Source organism: Pseudomonas sp. NY8896 (genome assembly GCF_039634505.1).
The window spans coordinates 378,019-397,644 of record NZ_CP132350.1 but is presented as its reverse complement, the minus strand read 5'-3'; the positions used below and the strand labels follow the sequence as shown (position 1 = coordinate 397,644).

Sequence of the window (19,626 nt, the reverse complement as noted above, 5' to 3'; positions counted from 1 at the left end):
CAAGGATGCTGGCCATGCCGTACCTGCTGTTGTTCGCCATGCTGTTTGCGCTAAATACCCCACTGGCCTGGGCCGCCTCATGCCCCGACTGGACCCCGCAAAAGGCCGAGGCTGAAGCCGCGCAACTACAGGCCACCCTTACCGGCTGGGACGAGCACTACCATCGCCAGGGTATCGCGCTGGTGGCTGATGAGCTTTACGACCAGAGCCGCCAGCGCCTGGTGCACCTGCAGCAGTGCTTTGGCCTCGCGCCCAGCCCGTCACCCTTGACCAGCGCTCGCGGTCCACTCCCTCACCCCGTGCCGCATACCGGTGTCGACAAGCTGGCGGACCGCCAGGCCGTGGCACGCTGGATGGCCGGGAAAACCGGGGTATGGGTACAGCCCAAGTTCGACGGTGTCGCAGCTTCCCTCATTTATCGACAAGGCCAATTGGTACAGCTGATCAGCCGGGGGGACGGGCTGCAGGGGCATGACTGGAGCAGGCACATTCCCCAGCTCGGTGCAGTCACCCGGCAGTTGCCTCAGGCGATTGACCTGCACTTGCAGGGTGAGCTGTACCTGCGCCTGAACGAACACGTACAGGCCAAGGCAGGCAGTGCCAACGCTCGCGGTACCGTGGCCGGGCTGCTCGCACGCAAACAACTGACTCGCGAGCAAGGGAACACGATCGGCCTGTTCGTGTGGGGCTGGCCGCATGGCCCCGAGCGACAGGCCGATCGCCTCGCGCAGCTGGCACAACTGGGCTTCCCGGATAGCCAGCATTACAGTATCGCCGTCGACACGCTGGAGGATGCAGCGCGCTGGCGTGAGCACTGGTACCGTTCACCCCTGCCCTTTGCCAGCGACGGCGTGATCCTGCGCCTGGGCAGCCGGCCGCCTGCCGAGCGCTGGCAGGCCAAGGCGCCGTACTGGATCGCCGCCTGGAAATACCCCTATGTACAAGCGTTGGCCGAAGTACGCGACGTGCGCTTTCGGGTTGGCCGCACTGGCAGGATCACGCCCATTGCGCATGTGCAGCCGGTAACCCTCGATGACCGGCGCATCACCCAGGTCAGCCTCGGCTCGCTGGCGCGTTGGCAAGCCCTGGATATTCGCCCCGGTGACCAGGTCGCTATCAGCCTCGCCGGGCTGACCATCCCTCGCCTTGAGCACGTCGTGCACCGCGCGGTCGAACGCCAACCACTGGGCGCGCCTGCACCCGGTCGGCATCATGCCCTCAGTTGCTGGCAGCCCAGCGAAGGCTGCGAGGAACAATTCATCGCCCGGCTCACCTGGCTCAGCGGCAAACAGGGCTTGGCCCTCCCACGTACCGGGCCCGGCACATGGCGTCGGCTGGTCGATGCGGGCCTGGTAACTTCGATGACCGATTGGCTGCAGCTCGATGCCGAACGCCTGCAGCAGGTGCCCGGCATCAGCAGCCTTACAGCGGCCCAACTGCTGGGCAGTTTCGACCAAGCCCGCTCACGCCCCTTCGATCAGTGGCTGCGCGGCCTTGGCGCGCCCATTGGCAAGCATTTGCAACTGACAGGCGGCTGGCAAGAAATGGCTTCGCGCAGCGCGGGTCAATGGCAAACAGTGCCCGACATCGGCGTAAAACGCTCGCGTCAGCTTGTGGGTTTCTTCGCGGCCGCGGAGGTGCAAGCCATTGCCACACGGTTGGCGGAATCCGGCATTGAAGGGTTTTCGCCCCCCCCTGAGCGCATCGAGCAATGATTTTTTACCAAAAAGCCTGCAGGAAAACCCGGGATTCAACCGGAAAACCTCACCAAGGGTTTCTAAATGGGCAAAACCAAGGCAGGATTTCCAGCAACTTTTGCTGCCCCGCCCCGTTCAGGAGGCTTTTCATGAAACGCATTTCAACTCTTTTCCTGCTCGCATCGCTGGGTTTGGCTGCAGGCGCCGTGCAAGCGGCCCAGCCGGACCCTGGCCTGACCGGTTGCGCCGCCAAACGCAGCGCCATCGAGAACCAGCTGAAAATTGCCCGTGACCACGGTAACAGCGACCAAGTCGCGGGGCTGGAAGAAGCGCTGCGCGGCGTAGACAACTGCACGGATGCCAGCCTGCGCAAAGAGCGTGAGCAGAAGGTGCTCGATGCACGTCACGAAGTGGCGCAGCGGGAAAAGGACCTGAAGAAAGCCGAGAAGAAAGGCGACGCGGAGAAGATCAACAAGCGCAAGGACAAGCTGGCCGAATCGCGTAAAGAGCTGCAGGAAGCGGTCGACGACCTCGACCGCTGAGGCATCCGACGGATAAGCGCGGCCGCCCTACAGGAATTCAAGACAGTTCCACAGAGGGCAGCGCAGGCCATCAATGATTACGAAACTCGGTATGGCACGCCTTGCAAGCCGCTTCGACCTTGTCCATCGGCACTTTCAACTGCGCAGCATCCAGCGGCTGGCTGCGGGTTACCTCGACCAGTTCGCCGGTAACACCCTCCAGCTGACGGGCCAGGTCATGAAAGCGCGCCTGACGCACCCATACTTCGGCACGGGCGGCGCTGTCACCCCCATCGCGTACCTGTGGAAAGTGCTGCCAGGGCTGGTGCGCAAGGCCGTCCAGCTTCAACGCACCGTCGGCAAATTTCACCCCGTCGAACGGCAACCGGCCACGCAACATGCCGCCCAGGTCTTCGCTGGTCTTGAGCATGTCCTTGAAAATTACCTTGCGCTTGCCCAGCGGCGAGTTGGGGTCGACCCTATCGCACCCACTCAGGGCACCGCCCAGGGCCAGTGCGGCCAGAACAACAACGGTCAATCGCTTCAACATCACACTCACTTCGGCCTACGCAAATGGGCGGCCAGTATCGCTGCCCAAGGGCCAAAGACCAATAGCCACATAAAAAACAGGGGCGAATCTTCATGTTCGCCCATGACAGGAATGCACACATGAAATCTGCCCTGCGCCATCTGGCCTGGACACTGCCAGTGCTGGCTTTGCTGGCCGGTTGCAACGGCGGCGAAAACGCCAAGCCCGAGCCCCACGCCATCGCCACCTACGCCCCGGCCAACTGGAAAGACCTGCCCGCGGTCAGCGATGAAGACTTGCTGGCCGGTTTCTACGCCTGGCGCAGCGGCTGCGAAAAGCTCAAGCGTGACGCGGTGTGGGCCGCCACCTGCGAAGCCGCCGGCAACGCCACAGCCAGCGCCGCCCAGGTGCGTACCTTCCTTGAGCAGAACTTGCAGGTTTACGGCCTGCGCTCCGCCGAGAACAATGCCAACGGTCTGATTACCGGTTACTACGAGCCGGTCTACCCCGGCAGCCTGAGGCAATCGGCGAGCAACCATGTGGCGGTCTACGGCATCCCGGATGACATGATCGTGGTGGACCTGGCCAGCGTGTACCCCGAGCTCAAGGGTAAACGCCTGCGCGGTCGGCTCGATGGCCGGGTGCTCAAACCGTACGACACAGCCGAAGTGATCAACCGCAATGGCGTCAAGGCGCCTGTGCTGGCCTGGCTGACTGATCCAATGGACCTGCAGTTCCTGCAGATCCAGGGCTCCGGCCGGGTTCAACTGGAAGACGGCCGCCAACTGCGCCTGGGCTACGCCGACCAGAACGGCCACCCTTACCGGCCGATCGGCCGCTGGCTGGTGGAACAGGGCCAGCTGAAGAAAGAGGAAGTAAGCATGGGTGCCATTCATGCCTGGGCCCAGGCCAACCCGCAGCGCGTACCGGAACTGCTGGCCAGCAACCCCAGCTACGTGTTCTTCAGCACCCGGCCGGACAGCAATGAAGGCCCGCGCGGTTCGCTGAACGTGCCGCTCACCGCCGGCTACAGCGTGGCCATCGATCGCAAGGTGATTCCGCTGGGGAGCCTGTTATGGCTGTCTACCACACGCCCGGACGGTTCACCCGTGGTACGACCGGTAGGCGCACAGGACACCGGCGGGGCGATTACGGGTGAAGTGCGTGCAGACCTGTTCTGGGGCACCGGGCCGGAAGCCGGCGAGTTGGCCGGGAACATGAAGCAGCAAGGGCAGATCTGGATGTTGTGGCCCAAGGGCCAACCACTGCCAGAAGTACCTAAAGTACTTTGATCGGCGTTGGTTTCTTCGCGGGCGTTGCCCGCGAAGCAGGCAACGCGGCTTCAGATGGAAACCACGAAGAACGATACGATAATTGCCAATCCGGCAAACCACACCAGCGAGCGCAAGGCCGCCCAGTCGGCCAGGTAGCAGATGATGTATAGCAGGCGGCTGGTGATATACATCACCCCCAACACATCCTGGGTCACCTGCTCGGCATTGCCGACGATATCCGCCACCAGCACCGCCGCTGCAAATGCCGGAAACGCCTCATAGCCGTTCTGCTGCGCAGCATGGGCGCGCCGTGGCAGGCCCGACAAGGTATCGAGGAAGGCACGCGGATCGTGATTGTCCTTTAGTCCGAACCGGCCACTGCTCACCTTGGCGATCAAGGCACAAAGCGGGTTCAACAGCAGCGCGATCAGGATGCACCACAGGGCAACGGTCATGCTCAAGACTCCTTGTTCGAAAATGGGTTAGAGCTTCATCACCAGCGTGCCTGCCAGGACCAGCCCGCAAGCTAGGAGTCTCGGCCCGCCAAAAGGTTCTTTGAGGTAGCGCATACCCAGCAGCACCACCAGAATCACGCTCAGTTCCCGTAACGCTGCCGCCTCGGCCACCGACCCCAGGTGCATGGCCCACAACACCAGGGCATAACTGAACAATACGCAAAACCCAACCGCCAAACCCAAACGCCATTGCGTTCGCCAAAACAGGACGAACGGTGCTCGCCGCGCCACGCTGGCCAGCAACGGGAACTGCCAGGCGCTGAGCAGGGTCAGCCACACCAGGTAATCCCACGGTTTGCCCCATAGGCGCACGGCTTGGCCGTCGAACCAGGTGTAGCAGCCGATGCACAGGCCAATCAAGGCGACTACCGGCAGCATCGACCAGGGCAGCCGGTCACCGCCGCCGCCCTGCCACAACAGGCACGCCATGCCGCAGGGGATCAGCAGGATACCGATGATCTGCTGCTGGCTCAGCGATTCCCCGGCAAAGGCCAGGGTCAGCCCCAGCACCACCAGCGGCGACAGCCCGCGCATCAGAGGATAGACCAGCCCCAGGTCACCCACGCGGTAGGCCTGGATCAGCAAATAGCGGTACAGCTGCTCGGCCAACGCGGAGGCGATCAGCCAGGGCCAGATTTCGGCAGGTGGCACATCGACGAAAGGCACGGCCAGCAACGCGAACGCAAGCGCCACCGTGTCCATGCTGGCGATGACCAGCAAGCGCTCACCGCTGAATTTGATCAGGGTATTCCAGGTCGCATGCAGCAGGGCGGCGACCAGCACCAGGGATGTTGCCAACACGCCTTCTTATCCTTGTGCGGTGTTCAAGGGTTGAATATATGGCATTCCAGAGGGCCACTGCATGGGAACGATTACAGAGATTCCGGTCAAACCCTGTGTCCCGAACCCCGCGCCAGGTCATCAAAGAGCTGCCCGAGCCATTCGGGTTACGACTTGGAAGCCACTGTTACAGGATTCGGGATGCTTGAATTAGTTGCCGCGTTTATCTGCCTCACCACCCTCCTTACCTACGTCAATTACCGCTTCATCGGCCTGCCACCCGCCATCGGCGTGATGGTCACGGCACTGCTGTTCTCCCTGATGCTGCAGGGCCTTAGCCTGATCGGCTTCCCTGGCCTGGAAGAACGTGTCGAAGGCTTGATGAACCAAATCGATTTCAACGACCTGCTGATGCACTGGATGTTGGCCTTCCTGCTGTTTGCCGGTGCATTGCACGTCAACCTCAGCGACCTGCGCAGCTACCGCTGGCCCATTGGCCTGCTGGCCACCTTGGGCGTGCTGATCGCTACCGTAGTCATTGGCTACCTGTCGCACTGGGTATTCGCCCTGTTCGGCTGGCAGGTACCGCTGATCTACTGCCTGCTGTTCGGTGCGCTGATCTCGCCCACCGACCCGATTGCCGTACTGGGCGCGCTGCGTACCGCCAATGCGTCCAAACCGCTGAAAACCACCATCGTTGGCGAATCGCTGTTCAACGACGGCACGGCGGTCGTGGTGTTCACCGTGTTGCTGGGCATCATCCAGCTGGGTGAAACGCCAAGCCTGACCGACACGGCGATCCTGTTCGCCCGCGAGGCCATTGGCGGCGTGGTATTCGGCGGCCTGATCGGCTATGCCACGTACCGCATGATCAAGAGCATCGAGCAGTACCAGGTGGAGGTCATGCTGACCCTGGCACTGGTTATCGGTGGCTCGGCGATGTGCTACGAGCTGCACGTGTCGGCACCGATCGCCATGGTGGTGGCCGGCCTGATCATCGGTAACCTGGGGCGAAACCTGGCGATGAATGACATGACGCGCCGCTACATGGACGGTTTCTGGGAGCTGATCGATGACATGCTCAATGCCTTGCTGTTCGCCTTGATCGGCCTGGAGCTGTTGCTGCTGCCGTTCAACTGGATGCACCTGGCGGCCGGCGGCGTGCTGGCGCTGGCGGTGCTGCTGTCGCGGTTGCTGACCGTGGCCCCGGCGATCGTGCTGCTGCGCCGCTGGCGCCCTGTGCCCAAGGGCACGGTACGGGTGCTGACTTGGGGCGGCCTGCGCGGCGGGGTGTCGGTGGCCCTGGCACTGTCGCTGCCGTTGGGCGAGGAGCGTGACCTGCTGCTGTCGATCACCTACATCGTGGTGTTGTCTTCGATTCTGGTGCAGGGTTTGAGCATCGGGCGGGTGGTGCGCAAGGTCAGCGCCCAGCCGTGAGGTTTTTGGGGCCGCTTTGCGGCCCCAGAAAATCACTCTACTGCCGAATCCGGGAACTGGTCCTGCACGTACTTGATCTCGGTGCGCCCATGGGCTGCCGGCAAGCCGTCTTCACCCAGGTTTACGAACACCATCTTGTCGACGGTCAGGATACTCTTGCGGGTGATCTTGTTGCGCACTTCGCACTTGAGGGTGATCGAGGTGCGGCCGAACTCGGTGGCGGTAATGCCCAGCTCGATGATGTCGCCCTGGCGCGACGCACTGACGAAGTTGATTTCCGACATGTACTTGGTCACCACGCGCTGGTTGCCCAGCTGGACGATGGCGTAGATCGCCGCCTCTTCGTCGATCCAGCGCAACAGGCTGCCACCGAACAGGGTGCCATTGGGGTTGAGGTCTTCGGGTTTAACCCATTTGCGGGTGTGAAAGTTCATCTGTACTCCTGACCTGCTTGGCTAACGTGTAGCAATGATGGCAGAGCGGCCGCCATCGCTCCATTGAACATCGACTATCGTCGCGATTAATCGACAGAAAACCTTGGGTGAAGGTGCCGCTCGCGGCTATAATCTGCGCCGCTTTACATGGCTGCCCACAGCGGGGCCATGCCCGCCACCTGTCCGAGGGGCGCTGCAGCAGGCTAGGCCTGTCAGGCTCGGATGGGGCGTTGCTCGCTCTCGCGGGCGCTTAACGCACAACGGCGCCCATTCGCACACTACGAATGGAGGCTCTCATGAGCGCTGCAAACATGCCTGCTGGTTTTACCGATTACAAAGTCGCTGACATCTCCCTGGCCGCCTGGGGCCGTCGCGAAACCATCATTGCCGAATCGGAAATGCCAGCCCTGATGGGCCTGCGTCGCAAGTACCTGACCGAGCAACCGCTCAAGGGTGCGAAGATCCTGGGCTGCATCCACATGACCATCCAGACCGCCGTACTGATCGAAACCCTGGTTGCCCTGGGTGCCGAAGTGCGCTGGTCGTCCTGCAACATCTTCTCGACTCAAGACCAGGCCGCCGCATCGATCGCAGCCGCCGGCATCCCGGTATTCGCCTGGAAAGGTGAAACCGAAGAAGAGTACGAGTGGTGCCTGGAGCAAACCATCCTGAAAGATGGCCAGCCATGGGACGCCAACATGATCCTCGACGACGGCGGCGACCTGACCGAACTGCTGCACAAGAAGTACCCACAGGTGCTGGACCGTGTTCACGGCGTGACCGAAGAAACCACCACCGGCGTGCACCGCCTGCTGGACATGCTGGCCAAGGGCGAGCTGAAAGTCCCGGCGATCAACGTCAACGACTCGGTCACCAAAAGCAAGAACGACAACAAATACGGCTGCCGTCACAGCCTGAACGACGCCATCAAGCGTGGTACCGACCACCTGCTGTCGGGCAAGCAAGCCCTGGTGATCGGCTACGGTGACGTGGGCAAGGGTTCGGCCCAGTCCCTGCGTCAGGAAGGCATGATCGTCAAGGTCACCGAAGTTGACCCAATCTGCGCCATGCAGGCCTGCATGGACGGCTTCGAGCTGGTCTCGCCGTTCATCGACGGTATCAACGACGGCACCGAAGCCAGCATCGACAAGGCCCTGCTGGGCAAGATCGACCTGATCGTGACCACCACCGGTAACGTCAACGTCTGCGACGCCAACATGCTCAAGGCCCTGAAGAAGCGTGCCGTGGTCTGCAACATCGGCCACTTCGACAACGAGATCGACACCGCCTTCATGCGCAAGAACTGGGCTTGGGAAGAGGTCAAGCCGCAGGTGCACAAGATCCACCGCACCGGCGCTGGCAGCTTCGACCCGCAGAACGACGACTACCTGATCCTGCTGGCCGAAGGCCGCCTGGTCAACCTGGGCAACGCCACTGGCCACCCAAGCCGCATCATGGACGGTTCGTTCGCCAACCAGGTACTGGCACAGATCTTCCTGTTCGAGCAGAAGTACGCCGACCTGTCGGCCGAGAAGAAAGCCGAGCGCCTGACCGTTGAAGTGCTGCCGAAGAAGCTCGACGAAGAAGTGGCCCTGGAAATGGTCCGCGGCTTCGGCGGCGTGGTCACCAAACTGACCAAGCAGCAAGCCGACTACATCGGCGTGACCGTCGAAGGCCCGTTCAAGCCACACGCCTACCGCTACTAAGCGGCAAGCTTGAAGCATCGAGCTTCAAGGTTCATGAACGATGCCCAAGCCAGATCGGCCATCACCGATCTGGCTTTTACTTGCAGCTTGCCGCTAGCAGCTGGCTGCTTGAGGAACGAGTGATGTCACAAGAACGCCGCTACAGTTTCGAGTTCTTTCCGACCAAGACCGATGCCGGTCACGAAAAGCTGATGGGCGTCGCCCGCCAGCTGGCCACTTACAACCCGGACTTCTTTTCCTGCACCTACGGTGCCGGTGGCTCGACCCGCGACCGCACGCTGAACACCGTGCTACAGCTGGAAAACGAAGTGAAGGTGCCTGCCGCGCCGCACCTGTCATGCGTGGGTGACTCCAAGGACGACCTGCGCGCCCTGCTGGCCGAATACAAGGCTGCCGGCATCAAGCGCATTGTCGCCCTGCGTGGCGACCTGCCGTCGGGTATGGGCATGGCCAGTGGCGAATTGCGCTACGCCAGTGACCTGGTCGAGTTCATCCGCCAGGAAACCGCCGATCACTTCCACCTGGAAGTGGCCGCCTACCCAGAAATGCACCCACAGGCGCGCAACTTCGAAACCGACTTGGCCAACTTCGTGCACAAGGTCAAGGCCGGCGCCGACAGCGCCATCACCCAGTACTTCTTCAACGCCGACAGCTACTTCTACTTCGTCGAGCGCGCGCAGAAGCTGGGCGTGGACATCCCGGTAGTACCGGGCATCATGCCGATTACCAACTACAGCAAGCTGGCCCGCTTCTCCGATGCCTGCGGCGCCGAGATCCCACGTTGGATCCGCAAGCAGCTGGAAGCCTATGCCGACGACACCGCCAGCATCCAGGCCTTCGGCGAAGAAGTGATTACCCGCATGTGCGAACAGCTGCTGCAAGGCGGCGCACCGGGCCTGCACTTCTATACCCTGAACCAAGCCGAACCGAGCCTGGCGATCTGGAACAACCTGAAGCTGCCACGCTGAAATCTTTTGGCAAAGTCTGCTTAAGAAATGATTAAGGCTTTGGTCATAGACTAAAGCCTTATTCATTTTCGGGTTAAACAGGTCTTGCCTGCCATGCAGCACCCCCAGCCTTCGCGCCCACAGCTTGTCTACCTGGCTTTCGGCCCAGCCACCTATCATCAGGAAGCCTGCTTCAGCATCATCAGCGCCCTCGCCCAACTGGGCAGCGCAGCCAGCGACGCCATAGGCATCCAGGTTTACACCGACAATCCGCAGCCCTACGCCAGCCTGCCCGTCACCGTGCACCTGCTGGACGAGGCCACCCGCCAGGCATGGAACGCCCCGCACGGTTATCACTTTCGCAGCAAGCATGTACTGCTGCGCCAGGTACTGCAGCAACACCCGCTGGCAGTGTTGATCGACACCGACACGTTCTTCCGCACTTCGCCACTGCAACTGTTCGCGCGCGTGGCGCCCGGCCGCCTACTGTGCAACGCCATCGGCCCGCGCTATGGCGCCGACCAGAAGTGCCTGCTGTACAAAAACCTGCTGACCATTCTCGGCTCACGGGGCCTGGCCGATTGCCAGATGCCACTGATCAACTCCGGGTTGATCGGCCTTACTGCCGAAGACAGCAACACCCTGGACCGCTCCATCGCCATGATGGACGAGTTCTACCCCTTGGCGCGCGAAGCCTACACCCTCGAGGAGTTCTGCTTGGCAGTGGCGGCTTATCGCAAGCTGGAACTGGCCGAGTGCACCGACGTCATCCATCACTACTGGAGCCGCAAGGCGCAGTTCCGCGCCAAGATTCAGGCCTGGCTGCGCAAGCACGGCCACGACCCACTGAGCCCGGCAGCGTTGGCCGACGTTAGTTTGGTCAACGACCAGTTGCCGCGGCCACCCACCCTGCACCGCCTGGGTTACAAGGCACTGAGCCTGACGCTGCCCAGCCAAGAGCGCCAATTCGCCCGCGAATTACTGTATGGCTGCTACCCCTACCCCAACGAATTCGACCGTGCCTGCGCGCCGGCCTGGTGGGACAAGGCCCTGGAAAACCTCAATGCCCGCCATGGCCACATGGAACCCGAGCGACTGCGACAATGCCTGCGCCACCCAGGGTTGCGGTTGTCGCTGGGTGAGCGGCGCAAGGATGTCGAGGCGCATCTGCTGCAAACATCGCAAGGCTGAGACATTCGAGGGGCACTGGCCTTGGGCCGGCCGACCGCGTAATCTCCGGCCATGCCACACATCGCCCGCCTGTTCTGGATCCTGCTGCTCGCCTGCCTGAGCCCGTTGGCTCTGGGCGAGCGCCTGCGCCTGGTGACCGACGACTGGGCACCCTATGTGTATCAGCACAACGGCCAACCGCGCGGTATCGACTACGAAGTCACCAGCCAGGTCTTCAAGCGCCTCGGCGTAGAAGTGGAGTGGCAGTTCCTGCCGTGGAAACGCTGCCTGGCCATGGTCGAACAAGGCTTGGCCGATGGCATCCTCGACATCTTCCAGACCGAATCGCGTCAGCCCTACCTGGTGTACGCCCCCGAGCCTATGTCGGACGTCGAATTCGTCCTGTTCCAGGCGCGTGCACGTCGCCATGGCGTAGCCCACCTGGAGGACCTCGCCGGCCTCACCGTCGGCACATCGCCCGGCTACGCCTATGGTGCAGCGTTCAACGACGCCCCCTATTTCGCACGCGAACCCGCGCCTACTCTCGAGGCCAATTTCGGCAAATTGATGCTGGGCCGCATCGACCTGGCGATCACCGACCGTAGGGTTGGGCATTACCTGCTCCATCAGCTGGGCCTGCAACAGCAAGTCGAGGAATTACCGTTGGTGATCAGCCGCCAGACCCAGTATCTGGGGTTGGTGCGCAAGCCCGGGCGGGAAGCACTGGCCCTGGCCTTTGCCGAAGAACTGCAGCGGTTCAAGCAAGAACCGGCCTATGCAGCGATCAGCAACCGCTACACAGGCGACATTGGAAACATTCTCAACGCCGTTGAGCAGCAGGAAAGCAGCACAGCGCGATAGCTCTGTTATACTCGGGCCTTCCCGCCCGGCTCACGCCCGGACGCTCGGCCTCGCAACAGGCATCCCGATCGGCACAGACGCCCCTCGCGTCCAGCCCCCGTTTCCCGGATGTGCAGTGAAAGCCCAGCTGGACCGGACGCGATCGCATCCCACCGATGCCCGTCGCGCCAGGCAGAACATCCCAACGGGCCCAGCCCACACGAGAACAGGATCGCCCATGTCCTTTGCTTCCCTCGGTCTCTCCGAGGCTCTTGTCCGCGCTATCGAGGCTGCGGGCTACACCCAGCCGACCCCCGTGCAACAGCGGGCCATTCCCGCCGTGTTGCAAGGCCGCGACCTGATGGTTGCCGCACAGACAGGTACGGGTAAAACCGGCGGCTTCGCCCTGCCGATCCTCGAGCGCCTGTTCCCGGCCGGCCACCCCGACAAGTCGCAGCGTCACGGCCCGCGCCAGCCCCGCGTGCTGGTCCTGACCCCGACCCGCGAACTGGCAGCCCAGGTGCATGACAGCTTCAAGGTCTATGCCCGTGACCTGCCACTGGTCAGCGCCTGCATCTTCGGCGGCGTTGGCATGAACCCGCAGATCCAGGCCATTGCCAAAGGCGTTGACGTGCTGGTCGCCTGCCCAGGCCGCCTGCTCGACCTGGCCGGCCAAGGCAAGGTCGACCTGGCCCACGTGGAAATCCTGGTGCTCGACGAAGCCGACCGCATGCTCGACATGGGCTTCATTCACGACGTCAAGAAGGTCCTCGCCCGCCTGCCGGCCAAGCGCCAGAACCTGCTGTTCTCGGCCACCTTCTCCAAGGACATCACCGACCTCGCCGACAAGCTTCTGCACAACCCGGAGCGTATCGAGGTCACGCCGCCGAACACCACCGTCGAGCGTATCGAGCAGCGCGTCTATCGCCTGCCCGCCAGCCACAAGCGTGCACTGCTGGCACACCTGATCACCCAGGGCGCCTGGGAACAGGTACTGGTGTTCACCCGGACCAAGCACGGCGCCAACCGCTTGGCCGAGTATCTGGAAAAGCACGGCCTGACCGCCGCTGCAATCCACGGCAACAAAAGCCAGAACGCCCGCACCAAAGCCCTGGCCGATTTCAAGGCCAACAGTGTGCGCGTGCTGGTCGCCACCGACATCGCCGCCCGTGGCCTGGACATCGACCAACTGCCGCACGTGGTCAACTTCGAGCTACCGAATGTCGAGGAAGATTACGTTCACCGCATCGGCCGTACCGGCCGTGCCGGTCGCTCGGGCGAAGCCATTTCCATGGTCGCGCCAGATGAAGAGAAGCTGCTCAAGAGCATCGAGCGGGTGACCAAGCAACGCATCCAGGATGGCGACCTGATGGGCTTCGACGCCAGCCAGGTAGAAGCCGAAAAGCCTGAAGTGCGCGAGCGCCCGCAGAACAGCGGCCGCGGTGGCCGCAACCAGCAGGGCCGCGGCGAAGGCGGTAAAGACGCCAACGGCGGCCGCAAGGACAAGGGCAAGGACAAAGGCAAGGCCAAGCAGCAAGCTGCAGAAAAGCCGGCCGACAAGGAAAACAGCGGCGACAAGCAACAGCAGCCGCGCAAGCCGCGTGACAAGAAGCCACGCCAACAGCAGCAGGCCAGCAGCAACAGCGTGCCGAAAGTACCGGCCGACCGCGACCCGGAAGAATTCCTGGACGACGATGTCGACAACTTCGGTAACCGTGCCGACTACGTCAGCCCGTACCAAGGCAAGAACCAAGGCCGCAATCGCCGCCCGGGTGGCGGTGCAGGCCAGGGCCAGAATAGCGGTCAACGCAGCAACGCTGGGGGCCAGGGCCAAGCTCGCAGTGGCGGCCAGCAGCGTAGTGGCGGCAGCGGTGGTGGCGGCGAAAAGCGCCCTGCCCGCGCCAACAACGGTGGCGGTGCCCGTCGTGACGGCGGTGGCCGTGGTCGCCCAGCCCGTGATGACGCAGCCCGGCAGGAGCCTGCCGTGCGTAACCCACGCCAGCCAGAAAAACAACCGGTGATCATCCGCAAGGAATCCAAGCTCGACCGTTACCCAACGCCTGAGCAGTTGGATGACGTGCCGACCCGACCACGCGGTGAGCGCCCGGCCTTGTTGACCCGAAAAGGCTGAACCCGGAGTAGCCCGATTTCAGGGCACTCCACGGGAAACGAAAACGCCGCCCAATGGGCGGCGTTTTTCATTGCCAAGGCAATGCTTACTTCTGCTTCACACCTTCGACACTGATATCCAGGTCCAGCGTCTGCGAAGTAGCGCCTGGGCCTTTGATGCCGAAGTCATTCAGGTTCAGGGTGGTGGTGGCGTTGAAACCAGCGCGCTCACCGCCCCATGGGTCCTTGCCTTCACCGTTGAAGGTTGCCTTGAAGGTGACCGGCTTGGTTACGCCGTGCATGGTCAGGTCGCCCGTAACGTCAGCAGTCTTTTCGCCAGTCGACTTGACGGCAGTAGAGACGAACTTGGCTTCAGGATACTTCTTCACATCGAGGAAGTCGGCGCTGGCGATGTGCTTGTCACGCTCGGCGTGGTTCGACCACAGGCTGGCGGTCTTCAGGTCGACGCTGATCTTGCTGGCTTCAGGCTTGGCGCTGTCCCAGGTGAAGTTGCCGTCGAAGTCCTTGAAGGTACCGTGGATGAAGCTGTAGCCCAGGTGGCTGATTTTCCAGTCAACGAACGCGTGCTGGCCTTCCTTGTCGATCTTGTACTCGGCAGCCATGGCCTGGCCAGCGGAGAGCAGAGCGGTACCGAGCGCCAGAGCGGCAAAAGTCTTTTTCAACATCCTGTTCCTTCCTATGCAATTGAGGTTGAGAGTCAAGCTTTGCGGCCCAGCATACGGGTCAGGGTCGCGTCACGGTCGATGAAATGGTGCTTGAGCGCTGCCAGGGCATGCAGCACGGCAAAAATCACCAGGCCCCATGCCAGCCACAGATGAATCACCCCCGCCACATCTGCCTGGTCGGGCAGGTCGCTGACCAGTGCCGGCACTTCGAACAGGCCGAACACCGGAATGCCGACGCCGTCGGCGGTGGAAATCAGGTAACCGGCCGCCATCACCGCAAACAGCCCAAGGTACAGGGCCAAATGGCCCAGCTTGGCCGCCAGGCGTGTGACCGCGCCATGGTTGGCGGGCGCCGGAGGTGGGGGGCTGATGAAACGCCAGATCACCCGCAGCAACATCACTGCCAGCAAAACCAGGCCGATACTCTTGTGCAGGTCCGGCCCGGCTTTGCGCCAGGGGCTGTAGTAGTCGAGACCGACCATCCACAGGCCCAGGCCGAACAGGCCGAAGACTGCCAGCGCCACGCCCCAATGCAGGACGATACTGACCACGCCGTAGCGAGAGGGTGAATTGCGCAGTTGCATGTTGGCGTGTTTCTCCGTGAAAGCTGTGCACAGACTAACGCGTAACGTATCGAATAAAAGCGGAAAAAATTGCTTCGGATTATCGAGAAATCCGATATGTATTCTGTAAGCTTCCCATTAAGGAAACATTAACGATAGCCGGGGAAATAGAGGTTGCCAGTACCGGCCTCGTGCTGCCAAGCGGTCGGTACTGGCGATCGATCAGCCAGCCTTGGCCTGGGTATTGGCCACAGCCTTCTTCGCAGGCTCGGACTTGGCTGTCGCTTTCTTGGCCTCAACAGGTTTGTGCGTCGGCGCATGCTTGGCCGGTGCCGCCTTGGTGGCCGCAGGCTTGGCAGCCGCTTCCTTCACTGCAGGTGCAGGCGCGACCGGGGCGGGCGCGGTTTGGGGAGCAGGCGCTGGGGCTGGCGCCACTGCTTCAGCCTTGGCAATCGGTTCTGCCTTCACCTCGGGCGTGTCCGCCCCACCAAACAGACGCTTGAAGAAGCCAGGTTTGTCCTGCTTGGCCTCATCGACAGGCTTCGACTCAGCTTTGGCAGGCGCCGCGTCAGGCTTGTCAGCCTTGTCAGACGAACCACCAAACATGTTCGAGAAGAACCCACCCTTGCTCGCCTTGGCGGCCGCCGAACCCGCCGCCGCCGCTGCGACCGGTGCCGCCTTGGCAGGGTCAAACGACTTGCCGGCCAGCAGATCCTGGGCCTGGCTGGCCGCACGCTGGCCGCTGCGCAGGGCGCCTTCCAGGGTGCCTGGATACAGGGCGTCGGTGTGCTCGCCAGCAAAAGTGATGCGCTGCACAGGGCGCTCCCACAGGCGCCAGTACTTGCTGATCTGCCCTGGGCCATAGGCCAGATAGGCGCCGCCGGTACCGGCGTCGGTGCTGTAGCGCTTGACCTCATAACCGGTGAAGGCACCACGGGCCTGCGGGTAGAAGGCATGCAGGCGTATCAGCACCTGGTCGACCATCTGCTTGTCGCCAAACGCCTGCAGCAGGCGGGCGTTGTCGCCGGACAGGTTGATGACCACGTTGGCGCCGCCCTTGAGCGCCGGCTCGATCCACAGCATGCCAAGGCCGGCGTTACTGAAGATTTCGCCCGACATGCGCGCGCGGCTTTCCCATACCGGCTTCTTGAACTTGAGCATCAGCTGGTCGCGCCAGCCATAGTTGGTACCCTTGAGCGCGGCCAGGTGCTGGCTGTCCAGGCCTGGGGTCATCTGGATTTTGGCCAGGGCGCGCAGCGGCACGGCCATTACCAGGTAATCCGCCTGGTAGCCGACGCTGCCGACTTTTACCGTGACGCCGTCCTTGTCCTGGACAATGGCGGTGACCGGCGAGCTGGTCTTGATGGTTTTCAATTGCTTGACGAAGGCCTGGGCCAGCACCGGGCTGCCACCGGGCAGCCGCGCGGCGCGCAGGTCGCGGTCGCTGACGCCGCGGTACACGCGGTTCTGCTGGGCGAAGTACAGCAACGACAGGCGCGACGGTTCATCGTAGCGCGTACGGATCTGCTGGTTGACCAGCTGGCGGGCGGTGGTCGGCAGTTGCAGTTTGTCCAGCCAGGTGGAGACGTTGATCTGGTCGAGGGCGAACAACGTGCTGTTTGCTTGCGGGTTCAGCGGGTCGTCGATCGAACGGGCCAGGTCGTCGAGGGTTTTCTCGTAACGCTTGAGCGCCTCGGCGGTAGCCGGCTGCTTGGTGGCCAGGTCGGTGGCACTGAAGTACTCGCCGTCGATCAGGTAACCGGGGGTACGCACGAACTCCGGCGCTGGCAGTGTTTCAAGCTTGAAACGGTCCAGGTACTGGTTCAGCACCGGCTGCGCCTTGGCATTGCCGATCCACTCGCTGGTTGCCAGGCCAGAACGCCCGCCCATGCCCGCCTTGGCCTCCAGCAGCGTCACCTGCCAGCCTTTGTTCTGCAACTCGTAGGCGGCCGTCAGGCCTGCCAGGCCGCCACCTACGACAATTGCCGTGGGCGTCTTGTCCTTTGCCAGCGCGGCGCCGCTGGACACACCAATCAATACCAACGCGCACAGGCGCACCCAAGCAGCAGCCATGTTGGCGAACTCCGAGTCAGAGGTTACAGAAACGGGGAGAGGCAGGGATGCCCCAGGAAGATGCGTTAAGAATACGTCAGGTCCGACCACCCTGCCAGCGCAGTGACATCAAGTCCTTTTGGCAACTGACATTTTTGCCAGTAGCCATGTCACACGATGGCAGGTAAAGCTGGCGAAGTTGGCCAGCAGCCCCGCCAGGAGGGCATACGCATGATCTTCGAGGAGCACTTCCAACACGTCGAACGGCAGTATCTGTGGCACAAGCAGACGCTTCATATGGCATCCGGGCTGAGTATCCGCTCCAACAGCACCTCCTGGACCGGCTTTCATGAAGCGTTCAAGGGTGAAGACGGCACCGAACTGGTGATTGGTGAACACAGCGACGTGGAAATCACCTTCGCCCAGGAAGTCGAATGCTTGCGGCTGGAATACTATGTGGTCAGCGATTTTCTCTGCGACGACCTGCACATGTTGTTCGATGCCGAGAACCAAGGCCATGACCTGGCTGCACCGACGCTGCTCAACTTCTACTGGCTTACCTTGGAAGGCAACGGCTTGCGCGACCTGCGCCCCGGCCCCATCGCCACACACCCCTACTACCAGCTGATCGAAGGGCCATTCCGGCGCCTGACCATTTCCACCTCGCAGGCTGGCACCGTGCACATCCGTCGCCTCGAATGGACCGGCACCCACCGCCATTGAACGGCAGCGGTTGTCCTGCCCTGCGGCATTGCTTAGGCTTACGCGGTCGAACCACGCCGTAAAGCCAGGAGAAGTGCCGATGGGCCTCAATGATCAGTGGATGCAACGCGACCTCAAGGTCCTGTGGCACCCCTGCACCCAGATGAAAGACCACGAGCAGCTGCCGCTGATCCCGATCAAACGCGGCGAAGGTGTGTGGCTGGAGGACTTCGAAGGCAAGCGCTACCTGGACGCGGTGAGCAGTTGGTGGGTCAATGTGTTCGGCCACGCCAACCCGCGCATCAACCAGCGCATCAAGGACCAGGTGGATCAGCTGGAACACGTGATCCTGGCCGGTTTCAGCCACCAGCCGGTCATCGAGTTGTCCGAGCGCCTGGTGGCCATGACCCCGGCCGGCCTCGACCGGGTGTTTTACGCCGACAATGGCTCGTCGTGCATCGAAGTGGCGCTGAAGATGAGCTTCCACTACTGGCAGAATGTCGGCAAACCGGACAAGAAGCGCTTCGTCACCCTGACCAACAGCTATCACGGCGAAACCATTGCCGCCATGTCGGTAGGCGATGTGCCGCTGTTTACCGAAACCTACAAGGCGCTGCTGCTCGACACCCTCAAGGTGCCCAGCCCCGATTGCTACCTGCGCCCCGAGGGCATGAGCTGGGAAGAGCACTCGCGCAACATGTTCCAGGCCATGGAACAGACCCTGGCCGAGCACCACGCCTCGATCAGCGCCGTGATCGTCGAGCCGCTGATCCAAGGTGCAGGCGGCATGCGCATGTACCACCCGGTTTACCTCAAGCTGCTGCGCGAGGCCTGCGACCGCTACGACGTGCACCTGATCCACGACGAGATCGCCGTGGGCTTCGGCCGTACCGGCACGATGTTCGCCTGCGAGCAGGCCGGCATCCGCCCAGACTTCCTGTGCCTGTCCAAGGCCCTGACCGGCGGTTACCTGCCGCTGGCCGCCTGCCTGACCACCGACAAGGTGTACCAGGCCTTCTACGATGACTACCCGACCTTGCGTGCGTTCCTGCATTCGCACAGCTACACCGGCAACCCGCTGGCGTGCGCAGCGGCGCTGGCGACCCTGGACATCTTCGAGCAGGACAACGTGATCGAGGCCAACAAGGCTCTTGCCACGCGTATGGCCACAGCCACTGCGCACCTGGCCGACCATGCTCACGTTGCCGAAATTCGTCAGACCGGCATGGCCCTGGCCATCGAGATGGTGAAAGACAAGACTGGCAAGGTTGCCTACCCCTGGCAAGAGCGGCGTGGCCTGAAGGTATTCGAACACGCCCTGACCCGCGGCGCCCTGCTGCGGCCGCTGGGCAGTGTGGTGTACTTCCTGCCGCCGTATGTGATCACCCCGGAGCAGATCGACTTCCTTGCCGAGGTGGCCAGTGAAGGCATCGACATAGCCACCCGCGATAGCGTCAGCGTTGCCGTGCCGGCCAACTTCCACCCCGATTTCCGCGACCCGGGCTAAGCCCGAAAGCCCGCGCCGACCCCCTGTAGGAGCGGCCTTGTGTCGCGAAAGGGCCGCGCAGCGGCCCCAAGCAATTCATGCATCGCCGCTGAAACCCTGGGGCCGCTGCGCAGCCCTTTCGCGACACAAGGCCGCTCCTACAACGGGCGAGTAAACC

18 protein-coding genes and 1 riboswitch are annotated in these 19,626 nt (G+C 62.5%); of the genes, 11 read left to right on the top strand and 7 right to left on the bottom strand.

Going from position 1 to position 19,626, the window contains the following annotated elements; translation table 11 throughout:
• Positions 1-14 precede the first annotated feature (14 nt).
• Both ligB and Q9451_RS01735 read left to right on the top strand, forming a co-directional pair.
• Complete coding sequence (ligB, locus tag Q9451_RS01740) at positions 15-1,715, top strand: NAD-dependent DNA ligase LigB (protein WP_012274527.1); 1,701 nt, start codon at positions 15-17, stop codon at positions 1,713-1,715.
• A 131-nt stretch (positions 1,716-1,846) separates the two neighbouring features.
• Entirely contained in the window at positions 1,847-2,239 is a 393-nt protein-coding gene (locus tag Q9451_RS01735) for a DUF1090 domain-containing protein (protein ID WP_012274528.1), read from the top strand.
• 70 nt (positions 2,240-2,309) lie between these two features.
• Here Q9451_RS01735 and Q9451_RS01730 read toward each other — a convergent pair whose 3' ends face one another.
• Complete coding sequence (locus tag Q9451_RS01730; protein WP_012274529.1) at positions 2,310-2,768, bottom strand: cytochrome c; 459 nt, start codon at positions 2,766-2,768, stop codon at positions 2,310-2,312.
• A gap of 119 nt (positions 2,769-2,887) precedes the next feature.
• On the opposite strand from Q9451_RS01730, the gene Q9451_RS01725 reads away from it, so the two are divergent.
• A complete protein-coding gene (locus tag Q9451_RS01725) occupies positions 2,888-4,039 on the top strand; it encodes an MltA domain-containing protein (RefSeq protein ID WP_012274530.1) in 1,152 nt (383 codons plus the stop codon).
• 50 nt (positions 4,040-4,089) lie between these two features.
• Here Q9451_RS01725 and Q9451_RS01720 read toward each other — a convergent pair whose 3' ends face one another.
• A complete protein-coding gene (locus Q9451_RS01720; RefSeq protein ID WP_012274531.1) occupies positions 4,090-4,476 on the bottom strand; it encodes an MAPEG family protein in 387 nt (128 codons plus the stop codon).
• Between the two features lie 27 nt (positions 4,477-4,503).
• Complete coding sequence (locus tag Q9451_RS01715) at positions 4,504-5,337, bottom strand: EamA family transporter (RefSeq protein ID WP_012274532.1); 834 nt, start codon at positions 5,335-5,337, stop codon at positions 4,504-4,506.
• Between the two features lie 180 nt (positions 5,338-5,517).
• Here Q9451_RS01715 and Q9451_RS01710 point away from each other — a divergent pair, with 180 nt between their 5' ends.
• Positions 5,518-6,753, top strand: a complete 1,236-nt coding sequence (locus Q9451_RS01710) for a sodium:proton antiporter (RefSeq protein ID WP_012274533.1) — start codon at positions 5,518-5,520, stop codon at positions 6,751-6,753.
• Positions 6,754-6,785: 32 nt separating this feature from the next.
• On the opposite strand, the gene Q9451_RS01705 is transcribed toward Q9451_RS01710, so the two are convergent.
• Positions 6,786-7,187: a hotdog domain-containing protein gene (locus Q9451_RS01705; RefSeq protein ID WP_012274534.1), complete on the bottom strand. Its 402-nt coding sequence runs from the start codon at positions 7,185-7,187 to the stop codon at positions 6,786-6,788.
• A gap of 179 nt (positions 7,188-7,366) precedes the next feature.
• Positions 7,367-7,463: riboswitch (S-adenosyl-L-homocysteine riboswitch) on the top strand.
• 20 nt (positions 7,464-7,483) lie between these two features.
• On the opposite strand from Q9451_RS01705, the gene ahcY reads away from it, so the two are divergent.
• The 5 genes from ahcY (at position 7,484) to Q9451_RS01680 (ending at position 13,981) form a co-directional block, all read left to right on the top strand.
• Complete coding sequence (gene ahcY, locus Q9451_RS01700) at positions 7,484-8,893, top strand: adenosylhomocysteinase (protein ID WP_012274535.1); 1,410 nt, start codon at positions 7,484-7,486, stop codon at positions 8,891-8,893.
• A 122-nt stretch (positions 8,894-9,015) separates the two neighbouring features.
• Positions 9,016-9,861 (top strand): methylenetetrahydrofolate reductase [NAD(P)H], encoded by an 846-nt coding sequence (gene metF / locus Q9451_RS01695; RefSeq protein WP_012274536.1) that lies wholly within the window; start codon positions 9,016-9,018, stop codon positions 9,859-9,861.
• Between the two features lie 93 nt (positions 9,862-9,954).
• Positions 9,955-11,031, top strand: a complete 1,077-nt coding sequence (locus Q9451_RS01690) for a hypothetical protein (RefSeq protein ID WP_012274537.1) — start codon at positions 9,955-9,957, stop codon at positions 11,029-11,031.
• 51 nt (positions 11,032-11,082) lie between these two features.
• On the top strand, positions 11,083-11,871 hold the full coding sequence (locus Q9451_RS01685; RefSeq protein ID WP_012274538.1) for a transporter substrate-binding domain-containing protein: 789 nt from the start codon (positions 11,083-11,085) through the stop codon (positions 11,869-11,871).
• A gap of 217 nt (positions 11,872-12,088) precedes the next feature.
• On the top strand, positions 12,089-13,981 hold the full coding sequence (locus tag Q9451_RS01680) for a DEAD/DEAH box helicase (protein ID WP_264316621.1): 1,893 nt from the start codon (positions 12,089-12,091) through the stop codon (positions 13,979-13,981).
• Between the two features lie 85 nt (positions 13,982-14,066).
• Here Q9451_RS01680 and Q9451_RS01675 read toward each other — a convergent pair whose 3' ends face one another.
• The 3 genes from Q9451_RS01675 to Q9451_RS01665 all read right to left on the bottom strand — a co-directional run bounded on the left by Q9451_RS01675 (position 14,067) and on the right by Q9451_RS01665 (position 17,281).
• Positions 14,067-14,645: a YceI family protein gene (locus Q9451_RS01675; RefSeq protein WP_012274540.1), complete on the bottom strand. Its 579-nt coding sequence runs from the start codon at positions 14,643-14,645 to the stop codon at positions 14,067-14,069.
• A 32-nt stretch (positions 14,646-14,677) separates the two neighbouring features.
• Positions 14,678-15,229 carry a cytochrome b gene (locus tag Q9451_RS01670; RefSeq protein WP_012274541.1) on the bottom strand — a complete coding sequence of 184 codons (552 nt, stop codon included), beginning with the start codon at positions 15,227-15,229 and terminating at the stop codon, positions 14,678-14,680.
• A 201-nt stretch (positions 15,230-15,430) separates the two neighbouring features.
• On the bottom strand, positions 15,431-17,281 hold the full coding sequence (locus Q9451_RS01665) for a flavin monoamine oxidase family protein (RefSeq protein ID WP_012274542.1): 1,851 nt from the start codon (positions 17,279-17,281) through the stop codon (positions 15,431-15,433).
• A 210-nt stretch (positions 17,282-17,491) separates the two neighbouring features.
• Between Q9451_RS01665 and Q9451_RS01660 the strand changes: the two genes are divergently transcribed.
• Together Q9451_RS01660 and Q9451_RS01655 are read left to right on the top strand one after the other, a co-directional pair.
• Entirely contained in the window at positions 17,492-17,983 is a 492-nt protein-coding gene (locus Q9451_RS01660) for a hypothetical protein (RefSeq protein ID WP_012274543.1), read from the top strand.
• Between the two features lie 79 nt (positions 17,984-18,062).
• Positions 18,063-19,469, top strand: a complete 1,407-nt coding sequence (locus Q9451_RS01655; protein WP_012274544.1) for an adenosylmethionine--8-amino-7-oxononanoate transaminase — start codon at positions 18,063-18,065, stop codon at positions 19,467-19,469.
• The last annotated feature ends 157 nt before the right edge of the window (positions 19,470-19,626 follow it).

What these genes read in the sequence shown, in the direction of transcription:
- Q9451_RS01735 (WP_012274528.1), top strand. Translation starts at nt 1,847, where the DNA reads ATGAAACGCATTTCAACTCTTTTCCTGCTCGCATCGCTGGGTTTGGCT.
- Q9451_RS01660 (WP_012274543.1), top strand. Translation starts at nt 17,492, where the DNA reads ATGATCTTCGAGGAGCACTTCCAACACGTCGAACGGCAGTATCTGTGG.
- Q9451_RS01680 (WP_264316621.1), top strand. Translation starts at nt 12,089, where the DNA reads ATGTCCTTTGCTTCCCTCGGTCTCTCCGAGGCTCTTGTCCGCGCTATC.
- Q9451_RS01720 (WP_012274531.1), bottom strand. Translation starts at nt 4,476, where the DNA reads ATGACCGTTGCCCTGTGGTGCATCCTGATCGCGCTGCTGTTGAACCCG.
- ligB (WP_012274527.1), top strand. Translation starts at nt 15, where the DNA reads ATGCCGTACCTGCTGTTGTTCGCCATGCTGTTTGCGCTAAATACCCCA.
- Q9451_RS01690 (WP_012274537.1), top strand. Translation starts at nt 9,955, where the DNA reads ATGCAGCACCCCCAGCCTTCGCGCCCACAGCTTGTCTACCTGGCTTTC.
- Q9451_RS01655 (WP_012274544.1), top strand. Translation starts at nt 18,063, where the DNA reads ATGGGCCTCAATGATCAGTGGATGCAACGCGACCTCAAGGTCCTGTGG.
- Q9451_RS01675 (WP_012274540.1), bottom strand. Translation starts at nt 14,645, where the DNA reads ATGTTGAAAAAGACTTTTGCCGCTCTGGCGCTCGGTACCGCTCTGCTC.
- Q9451_RS01705 (WP_012274534.1), bottom strand. Translation starts at nt 7,187, where the DNA reads ATGAACTTTCACACCCGCAAATGGGTTAAACCCGAAGACCTCAACCCC.
- ahcY (WP_012274535.1), top strand. Translation starts at nt 7,484, where the DNA reads ATGAGCGCTGCAAACATGCCTGCTGGTTTTACCGATTACAAAGTCGCT.
- Q9451_RS01710 (WP_012274533.1), top strand. Translation starts at nt 5,518, where the DNA reads ATGCTTGAATTAGTTGCCGCGTTTATCTGCCTCACCACCCTCCTTACC.
- Q9451_RS01665 (WP_012274542.1), bottom strand. Translation starts at nt 17,281, where the DNA reads ATGGCTGCTGCTTGGGTGCGCCTGTGCGCGTTGGTATTGATTGGTGTG.
- Q9451_RS01725 (WP_012274530.1), top strand. Translation starts at nt 2,888, where the DNA reads ATGAAATCTGCCCTGCGCCATCTGGCCTGGACACTGCCAGTGCTGGCT.
- metF (WP_012274536.1), top strand. Translation starts at nt 9,016, where the DNA reads ATGTCACAAGAACGCCGCTACAGTTTCGAGTTCTTTCCGACCAAGACC.
- Q9451_RS01730 (WP_012274529.1), bottom strand. Translation starts at nt 2,768, where the DNA reads ATGTTGAAGCGATTGACCGTTGTTGTTCTGGCCGCACTGGCCCTGGGC.
- Q9451_RS01670 (WP_012274541.1), bottom strand. Translation starts at nt 15,229, where the DNA reads ATGCAACTGCGCAATTCACCCTCTCGCTACGGCGTGGTCAGTATCGTC.
- Q9451_RS01685 (WP_012274538.1), top strand. Translation starts at nt 11,083, where the DNA reads ATGCCACACATCGCCCGCCTGTTCTGGATCCTGCTGCTCGCCTGCCTG.